14 protein-coding genes are annotated in these 14,097 nt (G+C 66.2%); 10 read left to right on the top strand and 4 right to left on the bottom strand.

Going from position 1 to position 14,097, the window contains the following annotated elements; translation table 11 throughout:
- Nucleotides 1-290 precede the first annotated feature (290 nt).
- The 7 genes from gnd to IEX41_RS04385 all read left to right on the top strand — a co-directional run bounded on the left by gnd (nucleotide 291) and on the right by IEX41_RS04385 (nucleotide 7,746).
- Nucleotides 291-1,697 (top strand): NADP-dependent phosphogluconate dehydrogenase, encoded by a 1,407-nt coding sequence (gnd, locus tag IEX41_RS04415; protein WP_188788983.1) that lies wholly within the window; start codon nucleotides 291-293, stop codon nucleotides 1,695-1,697.
- Nucleotides 1,698-1,812: 115 nt separating this feature from the next.
- A complete protein-coding gene (gene hrpB / locus IEX41_RS04410; protein ID WP_188788982.1) occupies nucleotides 1,813-4,251 on the top strand; it encodes an ATP-dependent helicase HrpB in 2,439 nt (812 codons plus the stop codon).
- Between the two features lie 251 nt (nucleotides 4,252-4,502).
- Nucleotides 4,503-5,492, top strand: coding sequence for a methylmalonyl Co-A mutase-associated GTPase MeaB (gene meaB / locus IEX41_RS04405; RefSeq protein ID WP_188788981.1), 990 nt, complete (start codon nucleotides 4,503-4,505; stop codon nucleotides 5,490-5,492).
- On the top strand, nucleotides 5,489-6,292 hold the full coding sequence (locus IEX41_RS04400) for an alpha/beta hydrolase (protein WP_188788980.1): 804 nt from the start codon (nucleotides 5,489-5,491) through the stop codon (nucleotides 6,290-6,292). The genes meaB and IEX41_RS04400 overlap by 4 nt, the downstream gene beginning before the upstream one ends.
- A 181-nt stretch (nucleotides 6,293-6,473) precedes the next feature.
- A complete protein-coding gene (gene rpmB, locus IEX41_RS04395) occupies nucleotides 6,474-6,764 on the top strand; it encodes a 50S ribosomal protein L28 (RefSeq protein ID WP_188788979.1) in 291 nt (96 codons plus the stop codon).
- 206 nt (nucleotides 6,765-6,970) lie between these two features.
- Complete coding sequence (locus tag IEX41_RS04390) at nucleotides 6,971-7,213, top strand: hypothetical protein (protein ID WP_229672917.1); 243 nt, start codon at nucleotides 6,971-6,973, stop codon at nucleotides 7,211-7,213.
- Nucleotides 7,214-7,251: 38 nt separating this feature from the next.
- Entirely contained in the window at nucleotides 7,252-7,746 is a 495-nt protein-coding gene (locus IEX41_RS04385; protein WP_188788978.1) for a copper chaperone PCu(A)C, read from the top strand.
- Nucleotides 7,747-7,818: 72 nt separating this feature from the next.
- Here IEX41_RS04385 and IEX41_RS04380 read toward each other — a convergent pair whose 3' ends face one another.
- Entirely contained in the window at nucleotides 7,819-8,514 is a 696-nt protein-coding gene (locus IEX41_RS04380; protein ID WP_188788977.1) for an NAD-dependent deacylase, read from the bottom strand.
- Nucleotides 8,515-8,574: 60 nt separating this feature from the next.
- Between IEX41_RS04380 and IEX41_RS04375 the strand changes: the two genes are divergently transcribed.
- Both IEX41_RS04375 and IEX41_RS04370 read left to right on the top strand, forming a co-directional pair.
- On the top strand, nucleotides 8,575-9,039 hold the full coding sequence (locus tag IEX41_RS04375; protein WP_188789250.1) for a low molecular weight protein-tyrosine-phosphatase: 465 nt from the start codon (nucleotides 8,575-8,577) through the stop codon (nucleotides 9,037-9,039).
- A gap of 633 nt (nucleotides 9,040-9,672) precedes the next feature.
- Nucleotides 9,673-9,819, top strand: coding sequence for a hypothetical protein (locus IEX41_RS04370; RefSeq protein ID WP_188788976.1), 147 nt, complete (start codon nucleotides 9,673-9,675; stop codon nucleotides 9,817-9,819).
- 280 nt (nucleotides 9,820-10,099) lie between these two features.
- On the opposite strand, the gene pyrG is transcribed toward IEX41_RS04370, so the two are convergent.
- Both pyrG and secG read right to left on the bottom strand, forming a co-directional pair.
- On the bottom strand, nucleotides 10,100-11,743 hold the full coding sequence (pyrG, locus tag IEX41_RS04365) for a CTP synthase (RefSeq protein ID WP_188788975.1): 1,644 nt from the start codon (nucleotides 11,741-11,743) through the stop codon (nucleotides 10,100-10,102).
- Nucleotides 11,744-11,930: 187 nt separating this feature from the next.
- The gene (secG, locus tag IEX41_RS04360; RefSeq protein WP_188788974.1) at nucleotides 11,931-12,320 is read right to left on the bottom strand and encodes a preprotein translocase subunit SecG; all 390 of its coding nucleotides are present in this window, start codon (nucleotides 12,318-12,320) and stop codon (nucleotides 11,931-11,933) included.
- A 127-nt stretch (nucleotides 12,321-12,447) separates the two neighbouring features.
- Here secG and IEX41_RS04355 point away from each other — a divergent pair, with 127 nt between their 5' ends.
- On the top strand, nucleotides 12,448-13,374 hold the full coding sequence (locus tag IEX41_RS04355) for a DMT family transporter (protein WP_188788973.1): 927 nt from the start codon (nucleotides 12,448-12,450) through the stop codon (nucleotides 13,372-13,374).
- On the opposite strand, the gene IEX41_RS04350 is transcribed toward IEX41_RS04355, so the two are convergent.
- Nucleotides 13,292-13,981, bottom strand: coding sequence for a thiamine diphosphokinase (locus IEX41_RS04350; RefSeq protein ID WP_188788972.1), 690 nt, complete (start codon nucleotides 13,979-13,981; stop codon nucleotides 13,292-13,294). The two genes, IEX41_RS04355 and IEX41_RS04350, sit on opposite strands and share 83 nt — an antisense overlap.
- Nucleotides 13,982-14,097: the final 116 nt, after the last annotated feature.

Below are 14,097 nucleotides of genomic sequence, written 5' to 3'. Positions count from 1 at the left end.
AACGCATGAGCTGAAGGCTCTGGGGCAAACGCTTCGGCTGAAGTCATCGCATGATGCACGAAGACGGAAAGCCCTCACCGAAACCTGTGTGGGATAGGCACTCAAAGTCTCGAACCATATGGGGCGACCATCACGGTCGCCCCCTTATCTTCTGGCCCTGCCGCCCGACGGGGGCACGGATCAGACCGTCGCGGATTGGCCGGAGCCGCGCACATCAGCTCTGCGCGAGAGGGCATTGTTATCGCCAACATTCCTGTTAAGTAGCCTCCCGACGCAGTTAGGAGACGAAAATGGCTGATCCGAAGATCGGGGTATACGGGCTTGGCACCATGGGCTCGGCCCTCGCGCTCAACATGGCGGAAAAGGGGATCGACATTGCGGTCTCGAACGTGACGCCCGACCTGATCGAGGCCTTCGTGCCCCGCGCCGAAGCGGACGGCCTTACGGATCGTGTAACCACTGCCCCGGATCTTGCCGCCCTCGTGCAGGCGCTGCCGCGCCCGCGCCTGTTGCTGGCGATGATTCCCTCGACCGGCCCCATCGACGAGATGCTTGGCCAGGTGATCCCCATGCTCGACGAAGGTGACACGGTGATCGACGCGGGCAACGCCGATTTCCACGACACCCGCCGCCGCGCCGTGCAGCTCGCGGAACATGGCCTGAACTTCGTTGGCCTCGGCGTGTCGGGCGGTGAAGCCGGTGCGCGCAAGGGGCCGTCCATGATGTTCGGCGGCGCACAGGCCAGCTGGGACGGCCTTAAGCCGATCCTCGAACCCATTGCAGCCCGCTTTGGCGATGCGCCCTGCGTGGCGCGACTGGGGCCCGATGGGGCAGGCCATTTCGTCAAGACCGTGCACAACGGCATCGAATATGCCGACATGCAGATGATCGCGGAAACCACCGATCTGCTCCGCGGCGGCCTCGGCATGTCCGCCGAGAAGGTGGCCGACGTGCTCGAGCACTGGAACGACGGCGCGCTGGGGTCCTACCTCGTGGAAATCACCGCCGAAGTGCTGCGCTACGCCGATCCGCACGGGTCCGGCCCCATGGTCGATGCGATCCTCGACAAGGCCGGACAGAAGGGCACGGGTCGCTGGACCGCGATCGAGGCGGTGACCCTTGGCCAGTCGGCCACCATGATCGAAGGCGCCGTTGCAGCGCGTGCATGGTCGTCCGAAAAGCCCCTGCGCGAGGCCACCGGCGCCGCCTTTGGCAGCGCCCGCCTGAACCTTGCCGTGGAGCCCGATGATCTTGAGGCCGCGCTGCTGGCCGCCCGGGTCATCGAGTACGCGCAGGGCTTCCGCATTCTCGAGGCCGCGTCGAAGGAATACGACTGGTCGCTCGACCACGCCGCCATTGCCGAAACATGGCGCGCCGGTTGCATCATCCGAGCCAAGATGTTGGGCGACATCGCCACCGCCTTCCACGAGGGCATCGCGGCGGACCGGCTGTTCCTTGCGCCGGCCTTTGCGGATGTCTTCGCCGTCGGCATCCCGGCCCTGCGCCGCGTCGTCGCAGCCGCCGTGACCGCGGGCTACCCTCTGCCGGTGCTGAGCGCCGCCCTTGGCTTCTGGGACACCATGCGCCAGCCGTCGGGCACCGCCAACGTGATCCAGGCGCAGCGCGATTTCTTCGGCTACCACGGCTTCGACCGGGTGGACGGCAAGGACGCGCGCCACGGCCCGTGGTGGGACTGAGCAGGCCTGACCTGCGGCAAAGCGCCTGATCTTCAGGGGCTGGCCTGCCAGACATGAGACAAGGCGGCGTTGGGGCGACTCGACGCCGCTTTTTGCATGGCGCATAACCGTCGCCATGGACCGACTTCCCATCGACGACGCCCTCCCGGATCTTATCAACGCCCTTCGAGCGAAGGGCCGCGCCGTATTGCAGGCCCCGCCGGGCGCGGGCAAGACCACCCGTGTGCCGCTGGCCATGCTTGACGCAGGGCTGTGCGATGGCCGCATCCTCATGCTCGAGCCGCGCCGCCTTGCCGCCCGCGCCGCCGCCTCGCGGATGGCGGATACGCTGGGCCAGCGCCCCGGCGAGACGGTGGGCTACCGCATCCGCGGCGAGGCCAAGGTGGGCAAGGCCACCCGCATCGAGGTGGTCACTGAGGGCATCCTCACCCGGATGATCCAGTCCGACCCGGAACTTTCGGGCATCGGCGCGGTGATCTTCGACGAATTCCATGAACGGTCCCTGAACGCCGACCTCGGCCTCGCGCTCTGCCTCGAGATCGCAGGCGCGCTGCGCGATGACCTCATCCTGCTGGCCATGTCCGCCACGCTCGACGCCGCCCCGGTGGCGGAGCTGATGGAGGCGCCCATGGTCACCTCCGAGGGCCGCGCCTTCCCGGTGGAAACCCGCTGGCTCGATGCGCCAACGCCGAAAACCCGCCGCTATGAGGAGGCGATGGCCGATCTCATCCTGAAAGCGGCCTGCGAGACCACCGGCGGCATGCTGGCCTTCCTCCCCGGCGAGGGCGAGATCCGCCGCACGGAATCCCTGCTCAAATCCCGCCTGCCGAAGGATGTGCAAATCCGCCCCCTGTTCGGTGCCATGGAGTTCGCCGCGCAGGCCGCCGCCATCCGTCCTGAAACGCAAGGGCGCAAACTGGTGCTGGCCACCTCCATCGCGGAGACCTCGCTCACCATCGAGGACATTCGCGTGGTCATCGACGGCGGTCGCGCCCGACGGGCCCGCTTCGACCCCGGCTCGGGCATGTCGCGGCTCGTGACGGAACGGGTGACCCGTGCCGAGGCCACCCAGCGTGCGGGTCGCGCGGGCCGCGTTGCCGAGGGCACCGCCTACCGGTTCTGGACCAGGGGAGAGGAGGGCGCGATGCTGGCCTTCCCCCCGGCGGAAATCGAAAGCGCCGACCTTGCGGCATTGGTGTTGGAACTGGCGCTCTGGGGGGCGGCACCGACGGATCTGCCGTTTCTGACCCCGCCCAATCCCGGAGCCTGGGCCGAGGCGCAGGCACTGCTGCGCATGCTGGGTGCGCTGGACGAGGCCGGCCTCATAACCGCTCATGGGCGCGCGTTGGCAGCCTTGCCGCTGCATCCGAGGCTTGCGCACATGCTGACGCTGGCGGGGGGGCAGGCCGCCCCGATCGCGGCGCTCCTGTCAGAGCGGGACCCGCTCAAGGGCGCTCCGGTCGACCTCGGGTTGCGGCTCGAGGCGCTGCGCGATCCGCGCCGCTTTGCTGACACCCGGCCCTATGGTCTAAACCGAGCCCCCCTGGAGCGCATCCGCTCCGAGGCGGCGCGCCTACGCAAGCGGTCGGGGCAGGGGCCGCAAATGAGCCCCGCCGCCATTGCCGCGCTGGCCTATCCCGACCGCATTGGCCTGCGCCGCAAGGGGGATGCGGCGCGCTACCAGCTGTCGGGCGGCAAGGGCGCGGTGCTGGACGACGCGGATCCGCTGGCATCGGCTCGGCTGATCGTGGTTACGGACACCGACGGCAACCCGCGCGAGGCCCGCATCCGGCAAGCGGTGCAGGTCGCCGAAGGTGAGCTGCGTGAGCTTTTCGCGGACCGCATCGGCTGGCAGGACACCTGCGACTGGTCCCGCCGCGACCGCCGGGTCGTGGCCCGCAGCCAGGAACGGCTCGGGGCCATCGCGCTGGATGACCGGCTGTGGAAGGACGCCCCGCCCGAGGCCATTGCTCGCGCCATGCTGGACGGGGTGCGCGATCTGGGACTGTCGTTTGCAAACGCCGCCAACCGTTTCCGCGCCCGCGTGGCGATCGGGAGGGAGGGCGGGCTCGACCTGCCCGACATGTCCGACGAGGCGCTGCTCGAGACGCTCGAGGACTGGCTGCTGCCCTACCTGCAAGGGGTGAAGTCTGCCGAAGACTGGAAACGCTTTGACGCGCTGCCCGCTCTGCGCGCACGGCTCGACTGGACCCAGATGCAGGCGCTGGACGCCGCGGTGCCGGGCCGATTTACCACGCCGCTGGGCCGCGAGATCCCCATCGACTACTCGGGCGACCACCCCGAGATCGCCCTGCGCCTGCAGGAGCTCTTTGGCCAGCGCACGCATCCTACGGTGGGCCGCACCCCCCTCCGGGTGACGTTGCTGTCCCCGGCGCAGCGTCCCGTGCAGACAACCATGGACCTGCCAGGCTTCTGGGATGGCTCTTACGCGGATGTGCGCAAGGACATGAAATCGCAATACCCTCGCCACCCATGGCCCGAAGACCCGCGCGAAGCGGATCCCACGCTGCGCGCAAAGCCGCGGGGGCGCTAACTGCCCTCTTGCCGGGCAGAGTGCCAAGCCGAAAGGTCCGGCCTGCCTCCGGCGGGGATATTTGCAGTCAAAGGAAATCCGCAAAAGCGCCTAGTTTCATTTGACGGAAAATATCCCAGGGCGCGCGGGGTGGGGGGGCAGCGCCTCCCCCGGTCGGGCCTTTGCGCATGCGCTAACAGCGGGGCAGGGGGTGGACATCGCCTTCGGGGACGGGTCATTTCAGGCGGACGGGCAGGAGAAGGGGCATCGGCATGGATATCGCGGATCTTGGAAAGCGCATTCTCGCGGGGGAGCGGCGCGCGCTGGCGCGGGCGATCACCCTCGTGGAGAGCGGGCGGACCGATCATCGTGCGCAGGCCCGACAGCTGATCGAGGATCTGCGGGGGCACGATCGGCAGGCCCTGCGCATCGGCCTTTCGGGCACACCGGGGGTCGGCAAATCGACCTTCATCGAGGGCTTCGGCCTCATGCTCACCGAGCAGGGGCTCAAGGTGGCGGTGCTGGCGGTGGACCCAAGCTCGGCGCGGTCCGGCGGCTCGATCCTTGGGGACAAGACCCGGATGGAGCGGCTCAGCCGCGAGCGGAACGCCTTTATCCGTCCCTCACCGTCGCAGTCCCACCTCGGCGGCGTCGCGAGGCGCACCCGTGAGGCTGCGGACCTGTGCGAGGCGGCGGGTTTTGATGTCATCCTCATCGAGACCGTGGGCGTCGGCCAGTCCGAAACCATGGTTGCCGACATGTCCGACCTCTTCCTGCTGCTGCTCGCGCCCGCGGGCGGTGACGAACTGCAGGGGGTCAAGCGCGGCATCATGGAGACCGCAGACCTCATCCTCATCAACAAGGCGGATGGCGATCTCAAGACCACCGCCACCCGGACCTGCGCCGACTACGCCGGCGCCCTGCGCCTGTTGCGCAAGCGGCCGCAAGACCCGGAGGGGTTCCCGAAGGCCCTCACCGTCTCGGCGGTGGAGCTCACCGGCATGGGGACCGCCTGGGCCGAGATGCAGCAGCTGACCGACTGGCGGCGCGAGACCGGGCATTTCGCCGCCCGCCGCGCGGCGCAGGCGCGCCACTGGTTCGAGGCCGAGGTTCGGGAGGGTCTGCTTGCCCGGCTCAGGCGTGAGCCGGTGAAAGGCGCCATGGCGGCGTTGGCGCTGCAGGTGGAGGATGGCGGCATCAGTGCCGTGGCCGCCGCCGAGGAGCTGCTCGAAACCTATCTCGGAGAAACCCGCGAGGCATGAAATCGCAGCGCGTCTTCGATGGCGCGCATCTGCGGGCCGATCTGTTCAAGGGCGGCAACCGGCGGCTCTTTGTCAGCTTCCGCCAGCGCATCGGTGCCCCCGGCGCTTTCGATCCGCCGCGCCCGGTGCTGGCCTATACCGCGCGGGGCTATGCCCACCTGCACATCCAGTCGCGCCTCAACGACTGGTTCATCAACCCCGAGACAAGCGCACTCGAAGCGTTGCTGCGCGAGATGGCCCCACGCTACCGGCGCATCGTCTCCATGGGGTTTTCCATGGGCGGCTACGGTGCGCTGCGCTTTTCCGGGGCGCTGAACATGGCGCAGATTATCGCTATCGCGCCGCAGGTGTCCATCGCGCCGGACCTGGTTCCCTTCGATCTGCGCTACACGGTTGAGGCAGAGGGCTTCGACCCTGCGCTCGGGGATCTTAGGCGGCACGGCAACAAGGGGCTGCGCGGCGCGATCCTGTGCGATCCGTTCAACCGGATGGATCTGCGCCACGCCGGGATGATCCGGCAGCGATTCCCCGGCCTTCGGATCTGCCGGATGGCCGGGGGAGGGCACCCTCCGACCCGTGTGCTGCGGCAAGGGGGCAGCTTTGCACGGATGCAGCTCGAGCTGGTTCACGGGACAGTTGATGCGTCCACGCTCATCGGGTTGCATCGCGCGGCGCGGCGGTTGTCGCCAAGCTATTACGACCATATGCGAAAGGTCGCCCTGCGCCATGGCCGCGACGCCCTCGCCGCCCGATATGAGGCCGCGGGCGCGGCGGCGGTGCCGGTTGTGGCCAAGGGGTGAGCGGCACCTGCAGGAGAGGTGAAAACCCCGCGAAGGAAGGGTTGACGGCATCCCGGCTTGGGGCTAGAGAAGCCCCACCAGATTCAGGGCGCCAGTGGGGCGCCCTTTGATATTGGCGAGCGCTTCGGTCTGCATGTGTCTGATCGGGGGAATCGCCCCAGACAAAGATGAGGATGGACCCATGTCGCGCGTATGCGAACTGACCGGCAAAGGCCCGATGACGGGTCACAACGTAAGCCACGCCAACAACAAGACCAAGCGTCGTTTCCTGCCGAACCTGAACGACGTCACCCTGCAGTCCGAGACCCTCGGCCGCGGTGTGAAGTTCCGGATCTCGGCATCCGCGCTGCGCTCGGTCGACCACCGCGGTGGTCTCGACAAGTTCCTCGCCAAGGCGAAGGACACTGAACTCAGCGATGGTGCGCTGAAGGTCAAGAAAGAGATCGCAAAGGCGCAGGCCGCCAAGGCCTGATGTGACTCCACAGAGTTATCCACAGCCCCGGCGCGAAAGCGCCGGGGCTGTTTCGTTTGTCGCATGACAAACAGCGCCCGTCCGCTTATTCCTTGGTCGATGCGGAGGAAAACACACCCATTTCGGGCTGTAATCCTGGCCCTGGGGCTTGCCACCGCAAGCCTCCAGATGGCAGCCGCGCGCGCTGAACGATGCCGGTAGGCGCAATGGGCATCTGCTCTGGCCTGAGCCTTGTCACTGTCATCGTTGATGAAAATGGCGAGCCTGCAAGCCATGTCCATGTCTGCCCGGATGGGCTGACGACGCTGTTCGTCTCGGTGGGCTGCTCTGACATGCTACCACTGCCCGATGTCGCCGTGCTGGTGCGGGTGCAAGGCAGAGAGGCCACGAAACGCGAAGGGCGGGACGCCCCGACAGTGCAGGCGAGGGAGCCTCCGGTGCTGGTCTGATTGCCTTTCGCACAGACCACCCATTCAAGGATATGCACATGAAGACCCTGATTCTCGCCGGTGCCGTCGCACTGGCCGCCGGCCCTGCCTTCGCCGACATCACCGTGACAGACGCCTATGTCCGCAGCGCCATGCCCGGCGCGCCCACCGGAGCCGCCTTCATGGTCATCGGCAACGACTCGGGCAGTGCCGACCGGCTCGTTTCCGTCGCTTCGGATGCGGCGAAGCGCGTCGAATTGCACACTCACATCTCCGATGACAACGGAGTCATGAAGATGACCCACGTCGAAGAGGGATTCGCCATCCCGGCCAATGGCGAACACGTCCTGGCCCGTGGCGGCGACCATGTCATGTTCATGGGGCTGAATGAGCCCTTGGTGCAGGGCGAAACCGTGACCGTCACCCTGACCTTCGAGAATGCCGGGGCTGTGACCATCGAGATACCTGTCGATTCCGAACGCCAGCCCGATCACGGCGCGATGCAGACCGGCATGGATGGCGGCCACGGGGATCATGACGATCACGGGAAATGACCACCTGAGCGTCTGACAGTCCGAACCATGACGGGCCGTCCTGCTGATCCGCAGGGCGGCCCTGTTTCGCAGTCAGCGCTGCGACAGAAGCTCTTCGACCCAGGCGGGGACGATGCGGCTCGCGGGGCCGGTGCGGCGGTCTTCAAAGGCGGCGCCGATATCGGTGCCCGCAAGGTTCAGCTCGATGGTCGCGGCGCCATAGAGCCGGGCCTCCTGCACGAAACCCGCCGCCGGGTAGACCTGCCCAGACGTGCCGATTGAGGCAAAGAGATCGCAGGTCTGCAAGTGCTCTTCGATGTCGTCCATGTGGTAGGGCATCTCGCCGAACCAGACGACGTCAGGGCGCGCGGTGGGCTGGCCGCAGGCGGGGCAGGGCATGCCGGGGGCCATCTCGGGAGGGGCGGGCCAGCGGTGATCGCAGCAGCCGCAGAGCGCGCCCGCAAGGATCCCGTGCATGTGGATCGCCCGCGCGCCCGCCGCCTCGTGCAGCCCGTCGACGTTCTGGGTGACGATCACCACGTCGCCGGGCCATTCCGCCTGAAGCCGCGCCAGCGCGTGGTGGGCGGGGTTCGGCTGTGCCTCGGACGCCTGCGCCCGGCGCGCGTTATAGAACCGGTGCACCAGTGCGGGATCGCGGGCAAAGCCCTCGGGGGTGGCGACATCCTCGATACGGTGCTGCGACCACAGCCCGCCCTCGTCGCGAAAGGTGCCAAGGCCGCTTTCGGCGGAGATCCCGGCGCCGGTCAGGATGACAATCTTGTCCGCCATGGCTTTTCCCGTGTTCTTCCAAAGATTAAGATGGCCCGCGAAACCATCCCGGGGGTGCTCATGGCCTATTCTATCCTCTTCGTCTGCCTCGGCAACATCTGCCGCTCGCCTGCGGCGGAGGGGGTATTGCGCTGTATGGCCGAGGACCGGGGGCTTGACCTTGATCTTGACAGCGCGGGCACCGGCGCGTGGCATATCGGAGAACCGCCCTATGGCTCCATGCAGGAGGCAGCCCGCGCCCGTGGCTATGACCTGTCGGGGTTGCGGGCGCGCAAGGTGACGCGGGGCGATTTCGACCGCTTCGACCTGATCGTGGCGATGGACGGCGACAACCTTGCAAACCTCGAAGCGATGCAGCCCAGCGGGTCGCGGGCCGAGCTGGCGCTGTTCACCGGATATGCCCCGGAAACCGGCGCGTCTGAGATTCCGGACCCCTATTACAACCGCGATTTCGATGGGGCGCTGGACCTTGTCGAGGCCTCTGCACGGGGGCTTCTGGCCAAGCTTGAGGCTGAAAAGGCGTAAGGGAGACACTGCCTCCGTCCAAGCTGAGACGGAGCGCTGCGTTGCGAATGAAAGGCATCCCAAGGCTCCCCAAGGATTTCATCATGTGATGATAGCTTCTGCCAGTCGCCCTTGTTTCGGGCCTGCCGGCCTGTGCGCCGGTGGTGAGGTCCGTGGTCGGAGGCACCATCTGTGCCCCCGTCGGGACGCCTGCAATTACCGGAACACACCCCTGCGACTGCGCGGTGATGTGCGGTGACGATCCCAAGGCGGCCCTACACCTTCTGTCTCATCGTCCGCGCCATGATCTTTACCGACGCATGCCCGCACATAGGAAGTGCCGCAGGGCGGGCTGACCGACGGAGCCCCGATCCCCGAGATATTCGTGTCGCTCGTAGGGCATCCGACATCGCCGGAATAAGTCAACGCGGTCGCGGTGCATGACGCCTATTGCGGCATCGGCAACGAGGTTGGGCGATGTCCCATAAAGCGGCGTGGGAGGAGGTACACCGCATATTCTACGAGGCGCTTGTGGCCTCGGACACGCCGGCCACCAGCGCCACGATGCTGTTCGCGGCGGCGTGACAGGGTGAGCCGCGCTTAGACCTTGGGGTGGTGCCACCGTCGGCCATGCCGCAGCCTTTGAACCGGACCGTGGATTGTATCGACGACCGTGATCCGACGCTGGAGGCACTGCAGCGCTACCTGCTGCAGCAGGAGAGCCATGTCCTCCGTCGCTATCTCCCGGGCATGAACCCCGACGATTACACCGGGGGCGTCATGGCGTCCCCCCGCAGCTGATGATCATAGCGGGCGCTGTAGCGGGTGGGACAGGATCTATCCCGAAGACGTCTATCCGGCCGAAGCCCTGACGGTAGAGCCCAGTGCGGAGATCGGATCCGCTAGTGCCGGTGGTTTGGGCGGCGTCGCGGACTTGTGACGCATCACAGACGCGCCCCTTTAGCCAAGAGGGGGGGCGTCGCTGACATGTGTCAGATGCGCGCCGGTAGAGGACAAAAGAAAAGGCCCTGCGCTTATGGCAGGGCCTTTTCATTGAAGATCTCTTGCAGGGCACAAAGGCTCAGACGAGGCGCGACACATCCTTGGCGGCGCGCACGAAGTCCTTGAACAGGGGGTGCGGATCGAAGGGCTTGGATTTCAGCTCGGGGTGGAACTGCACACCGATGAACCACGGATGATCCGGCCATTCGACGATCTCGGGCAGGCGACCATCAGGGGACATCCCCGAGAAGCACAGGCCGGCGTCTTCCAGCGCCTTGCGGTATTTCACATCCACCTCGTAGCGGTGGCGGTGACGTTCGTCGATGGCCGTGGTGCCGTAGACCTCGGCCACCTTCGACCCTTCGGTCAGTACGGCGTGATAGGCGCCAAGGCGCATGGTGCCGCCCTTGTCATCGGCGACCGTGCGGTTCACCCGCTCGTTGCCCTGCACCCATTCCTTGAGGTGATAGACCACCGGCTCGAAGCGCTTTTCGCCCTTCTCGTGGTCGAATTCCTCGGAGCCGGCCTTGCTGACGCCGGCGACATTGCGGGCCGCCTCGATCACCGCCATCTGCATGCCGAGGCAGATGCCGAGGTAGGGTACCTTGTGTTCGCGGGCGAACTTGGCCGCCTTGATCTTGCCCTCGGTGCCGCGCTCACCAAAGCCGCCGGGCACGAGGATGGCGTCATAGTTCTCGAGGTAGGGGGCCGCGTCCTCGCGGTCGAACAGCTCAGCGTCGACCCAGTTCACGTTTACCTTCACCCGGTTGGCGATGCCGCCGTGGGTGAGCGCTTCGGCGATGGATTTGTACGCGTCCTCGAGCTGAGTGTACTTGCCGACGATGGCCACGTTGACCTCGCCCTCGGGGTTGTGGATGCGCTCGGAGACGTCTTCCCACTTGTCGAGGTTGGGGCGCGGGGCAGGGGTGATCTGGAACGCGTCCAGCACCGCCTGGTCCATGCCTTCTCGGTGGTAGGCCAGCGGGGCGTCGTAGATTGACGACAGGTCCTGCGCGGCGATCACCGCATCGGGACGCACGTTGCAGAACAGCGCCAGCTTCTCGCGCTCCTTCTGGGGAATCGGCCCTTCAGAGCGGCAGACGAGGATGTCGGGTGCAAGGCCGATCGACCGCAGTTCCTTGACGGAGTGCTGGGTCGGCTTGGTCTTGAGCTCGCCGGATGCCTTGATCCACGGCAGCAGGGTGAGGTGCATGAACACGCACTGGCCGCGGGGCTTTTCCTGCGCGAACTGGCGGATCGCCTCGAAAAAGGGCAGGCCCTCGATGTCGCCGACGGTGCCGCCGATCTCGCAGAGCATGAAATCGACCTCGTCGCTGCCGACGTCGATGAAATCCTTGATCTCGTTGGTGACGTGGGGAATCACCTGGATCGTCTTGCCGAGGTAGTCGCCGCGGCGCTCCTTCTCGAGCACGTTGGTGTAGATCCGGCCCGACGAGATGGAATCGGTCTTGCGCGCTGACACGCCGGTGAAGCGCTCGTAATGGCCGAGGTCGAGATCGGTTTCCGCTCCGTCATCGGTGACGAAGACTTCACCATGCTCGAAGGGCGACATCGTGCCCGGATCGACGTTCAGGTAGGGGTCGAGCTTGCGCAGACGGACCGAAAAGCCGCGTGCCTGAAGCAATGCCCCCAGCGCCGCCGAGGCAAGCCCCTTGCCGAGCGAAGAGACCACACCGCCGGTGATGAAGATGTATCGTGCCATGGATACGCAAGACCCCGTGAATTGAAACGTGTTCTGGACCACCGCAGGCCCGTCGGGGGCCGCAGCATCACGGGAGTCCATGGTATAGAGATTCGCGCACAAATGTCCAGACGACCGCAAGATGCTGTTGCGGTTCGGGGCGCGGCCCTCAATCTGTTGTAGAATCCTTTACAGGATGTGATCCGCCTCAGTCGGCGCGCGGCACCAGCGGCGCGTCGGAGGCGCCATCGTCGCCGGATGCGGAGGGCGGCGGCAGCAGGCCGTCGGCGTTGAATTCCCCATCAGGCGCGCTTTGGCCTTCCACAGCCGGGGCGTCGCCGCCGAACCGGTCCATGATCGATCCGCCGGCCGAATCCTGTGCTGCGAGAATCGTCAGCGTCAGGGAGGTGGCGATGAAGCCGGCCGCGAGGATCCAGGTGACCTTGCCCATGGCCGTTGCCGCGGCGCGTGCGCTCATGGCACCGCCACCACCGCCGCCACCCATGCCAAGCCCGCCCCCTTCGGAACGTTGCAGCAGCACCACGCCGATCAGCGACAGCGCGAGGATGAGGTGCACGATGAGGATGACGTTCTGCATGGAGTGTCCCGAAGCCTGCGGTTCTCGGCGCTATCTAGAGAAAGCGGGGCAGCGACGCAACCCGCCGAATGCGTGCAATGTCCCTGTTGTGCTTGATCGGCGGGGCACTGCCGCCTAGCGTGCGCGAATGTCCCATGATCGGCCCCTCCTGGGCATCACCCTCATGCTTGGTTTTTGCGTGCTCGCGCCGCTCTCGGACGCGGTGGCGAAGATGCTGACCGGGCAGGTCCCGGTCCCCGAAATCGTGCTGCTGCGCTTTGCGGTGCAGGTGGTGCTGCTGCTGCCGCTTGCTCTGCGCGAGGGTACAGGCCTGCGGATGAGTGCCCGCGTGTTGCGCATGACGCTTGTGCGCACGGTGCTGCATATCATCGGCATCGCGCTGATGTTCACCGCGCTTTATTACCTGCCTCTGGCGGATGCGGTGGCCATCGCCTTTGTCATGCCGCTCATCCTGTTGCTGCTTGGCCACCTGCTTTTGGGCGAAGAGGTGGGAATCCGCCGCCTTCTGGCTTGTGCGGTGGGCTTCGTGGGCACGCTCATGGTGGTGCAGCCTGCCTTCCGCGACGTGGGCTGGCCGGCGCTCCTGCCGTTGGGGGTGGCGCTGAACTTTGCGCTCTTCATGCTTTGCACCCGCACAATATCGCGAGAGGTGGGGGCGGTGCGGCTTCAGGCGGTGTCGGGGCTCATGGCGATTCCGCTGATCCTGCCTTTCGTGTGGCTGATGCCCGGAGGTGTTCCTCCATTGGCCGAAACACTGATCTGGGTGCAGCTGCTGGCAATCGGGGTGCTGGGCACGCTGGGGCACCTGCTGATGACATGGTCGCTGCGCTTTGCTCCCGGTGCCACGCTTGCGCCCATGCAGTATATCGAGATCCCGGTGGCCACGGTGATGGGCTACATCTTCTTTGCGGATCTGCCCGACGGACTGGCCGCGGTGGGGATCGGCGTCACCATTGCTTGTGGCCTCTATATTATCCTGCGCGAGCGGGCCATTCTGCGGGAGCGGACGCTAGCGCTTGCCGAAGTGCCCAAAGCGCCTCCAGCGGCAGAATAAGAAGCATCCTTGGCCCGTCCATCTCGAGCGTGACCGTCCCGGTCGCCTCGTTCGAGGTGCCCGTGATGTCGTCGGGGGCAAAGTGTAGCCCGTCGATGGGCCAGCGCAGCCCGGTAGACCGCCCGGTCACCGGACCCAGCGGCCAGAGCGACACGCGGCAGCCCTTGGGCAGGGCGAGCGACAGCCGGGGGGGGGCCAACATCACCGCGTCCTCGGCACCGATCAGGATGCAGCGCCGGTCCGGGTGGCGGGCCAGCACCGTCAGCGCACCCAAGCCATGGTCGATGCGCGGATCGAGAAACCCGGTCCCGAGCACCAGCGGCGCGTCGATGCTGCGCAGGCACTTGTCGAAATCGGTGCTGTCCTGTTCGGTAACATGGTGAATCCGATCGGCGGGGATTTGTGCGCGCGCCTCCTCCTCGAGCGAATCCAGGTCGCCGATCACCGCGTCGGGCAGGATGCCTTCCGCCAGAAGCCGCGCCGCCCCGCCATCGGCGGCAACACGCGTGTCGCAAGATTGTGTCAGATCCGTCAGCAATTCAGGGTTGCTGAAGCCGCCACCGACCAGAAGGATGGCAGTTTCCGAGCGTATCACGGTTTGATTCATGGCGAATTAATGGCTTTCCCGGAAACAGATCACAATGCGGACACGAAATGATACGCTGAATACCTAAGATTCGATCAGCTTTGGTCTCGGATGGGGTGGTAAACACATCCTTGCAG

It is taken from the genome of Salipiger pallidus, assembly GCF_014643635.1.
Classification (GTDB): domain Bacteria; phylum Pseudomonadota; class Alphaproteobacteria; order Rhodobacterales; family Rhodobacteraceae; genus Salipiger; species Salipiger pallidus.
Note: the sequence above shows the minus strand (reverse complement) of the source record. Positions and strands in the feature narration are given on the sequence as shown.

Coding starts and splice junctions, on each gene's coding strand:
- gnd (WP_188788983.1), top strand. CDS start 291: ATGGCTGATCCGAAGATCGGGGTATACGGGCTTGGCACCATGGGCTCG.
- hrpB (WP_188788982.1), top strand. CDS start 1,813: ATGGACCGACTTCCCATCGACGACGCCCTCCCGGATCTTATCAACGCC.
- meaB (WP_188788981.1), top strand. CDS start 4,503: ATGGATATCGCGGATCTTGGAAAGCGCATTCTCGCGGGGGAGCGGCGC.
- IEX41_RS04400 (WP_188788980.1), top strand. CDS start 5,489: ATGAAATCGCAGCGCGTCTTCGATGGCGCGCATCTGCGGGCCGATCTG.
- rpmB (WP_188788979.1), top strand. CDS start 6,474: ATGTCGCGCGTATGCGAACTGACCGGCAAAGGCCCGATGACGGGTCAC.
- IEX41_RS04390 (WP_229672917.1), top strand. CDS start 6,971: ATGGGCATCTGCTCTGGCCTGAGCCTTGTCACTGTCATCGTTGATGAA.
- IEX41_RS04385 (WP_188788978.1), top strand. CDS start 7,252: ATGAAGACCCTGATTCTCGCCGGTGCCGTCGCACTGGCCGCCGGCCCT.
- IEX41_RS04380 (WP_188788977.1), bottom strand. CDS start 8,514: ATGGCGGACAAGATTGTCATCCTGACCGGCGCCGGGATCTCCGCCGAA.
- IEX41_RS04375 (WP_188789250.1), top strand. CDS start 8,575: ATGGCCTATTCTATCCTCTTCGTCTGCCTCGGCAACATCTGCCGCTCG.
- pyrG (WP_188788975.1), bottom strand. CDS start 11,743: ATGGCACGATACATCTTCATCACCGGCGGTGTGGTCTCTTCGCTCGGC.
- secG (WP_188788974.1), bottom strand. CDS start 12,320: ATGCAGAACGTCATCCTCATCGTGCACCTCATCCTCGCGCTGTCGCTG.
- IEX41_RS04355 (WP_188788973.1), top strand. CDS start 12,448: ATGTCCCATGATCGGCCCCTCCTGGGCATCACCCTCATGCTTGGTTTT.
- IEX41_RS04350 (WP_188788972.1), bottom strand. CDS start 13,981: ATGAATCAAACCGTGATACGCTCGGAAACTGCCATCCTTCTGGTCGGT.